This window comes from Streptomyces sp. NPDC060205 (assembly GCF_042728395.1).
Lineage (GTDB): Bacteria > Actinomycetota > Actinomycetes > Streptomycetales > Streptomycetaceae > Streptomyces.
Window position 1 is genome coordinate 1 of the sequence record NZ_JBHWZP010000624.1, and the last position, 1,682, is coordinate 1,682.

1 protein-coding gene is annotated in these 1,682 nt (G+C 72.2%); it reads right to left on the reverse strand.

All coding sequences use genetic code 11. The features are described 5' to 3' along the window. Positions 1–27: 27 nt before the first annotated feature. Positions 28–1,641, reverse strand: a complete 1,614-nt coding sequence (gene dacB / locus ACFWGJ_RS43585; RefSeq protein ID WP_387334530.1) for a D-alanyl-D-alanine carboxypeptidase/D-alanyl-D-alanine-endopeptidase — start codon at positions 1,639–1,641, stop codon at positions 28–30. Positions 1,642–1,682 lie beyond the last annotated feature (41 nt).

Here is a 1,682-nt window from a genome sequence, read left to right on the forward strand (position 1 = left end):
CCGCCGCCCCCACCGCGTCTCACTCCCTCAGCACTCCGCCGGCTTGCGCCACGAGCACTCCAGGTCCGTGCTGCGCTCGGCCGACCGCGCGCTCGGGCCCGTCGGCTTCACCGTCACGGTCTCGTCCGCCGTGGACCGGGCGAGCGTCACCACGATCGCGTCCTCCAGCGGCTTCACGGACGCGGCCAGGTAGTTGTTGAGCACGATGCTGTAGACGAGTTCACGTCCGTCCGCGTCCTTCACGTACCCCGAGAGCGCGGACGCCCCGGTCAGCGAGCCGGTCTTGCCGACCGCGTTGAGGGCCGCGGGCGTTCCGCACATCCTGGTGCGCAGGGTGCCGCCCACGAACCGTTCGGGGGCGCAGGCGACCGGCAGGGATTTGTGCCAGTCGGCGTACCAGGGCTCGGCCCGTACCGCGAGCAGCAGCTTCGCGAACTGCCCGGCGGTGAGGTTGTTCATCCGGGACAGCCCCGAGCCGTCGACCTGCCGCAACTTGCCCGTGTCGACGCCGACGCCCTTGAGATAGCCGCTCACGGCGGCGAGCCCGGCGCTCCAGCTGCCCTCGCCGGAGACCTTCAGGCCCATGGTCTTGGTGAGGATCTCGGCGTGCATGTTGTTCGACAGCTTCATGAACGGGATCAGCAGGTCCTTCAGCGGCATGGAGGCGTGCGAGGCGAGCCGCCGGGCCGTCGCGGGGGTGGCGCGGCCGAGCCGGGTCGCCCCGGTCACCTTCACCCCGTGCGCGGCGAGCGCGTCCCGGAACACGGCGGCGGCATATCCGGTGGGCTCCCACACGCTGACCCACTCCTGGGCGCCGGAGCCGCCGACCGGTGTCGTACCGCTGACGACGATCGTGTTGGTGCCGTGCTCGCGCTCCACGGTGAGGTCGTTCGCCCCGCCCGCGGCGACGGTCGTGGCCCGTACGTCGACGTCCACGTACGTCGTCTTCGGGGTGACGGTGACCTTGGGCTCGTCACCGGCTGCGGCGCCCGGTGCGACCTCCACGATCACCGAGCCCGTGTCGTAGTCGGTGTCCGGGGCGACGCTCAGCGCGCTGATCTGCGCCGAGTAGTACGCGGACTCGTCGTCGGCGGCCCAGGAGCGGCCGAGGCGGTTGCGGTCGAAGCGGGTGTCGTCGGCGAGGAGCCGCCCGTCGACGCGCGTGACGCCCGAGGCGGCGACCTGTGCGGCCAGGGTGTCGTAGTCGGCGGCCAGGGCGGTCGGGTCGCCGGTGCCGCGCAGATACAGGTCGCCGGTCAGGGTGGAGCCGTGCCGGCGGGCGGTCGTCAGGACGTCCGTCGTGAACGTGTGGTCGGGGCCGAGGATCTCCATCGCCGCGGCCGAGGTGGGCAGTTTGGTGTTGGAGGCGGGCATCAGCCGCGAGGTGGGCGACCGCTGGTACAGCAGATCCCCGCTCGTGGCCTCGGCGACCACGACGCTCGCCGCCCCGCCCTCCATCCTGCTGTCCCCGAGGATGGTGTCGATGGCCTCCGGCAGCCCGCTGGTGCCCGGGTCGGCTCCGGCGGGTGCGCTCCAGCCGAGCCCGGCCAGCAGGACGCCGAGGACCACGGCCCACGTCCACGCGCGGCCACGCGGGTGGTGAGATCTCTTGCCTTGTCTGGCTTCCGCGAGTCGTCTCATGCGACAGCAGCATCCACGACGAAGGCCCCGCTGCCTATGGC

Excerpts from the sequence above, each read along its gene's own strand:
- dacB (WP_387334530.1), bottom strand. The coding sequence starts at position 1,641 with ATGAGACGACTCGCGGAAGCCAGACAAGGCAAGAGATCTCACCACCCG.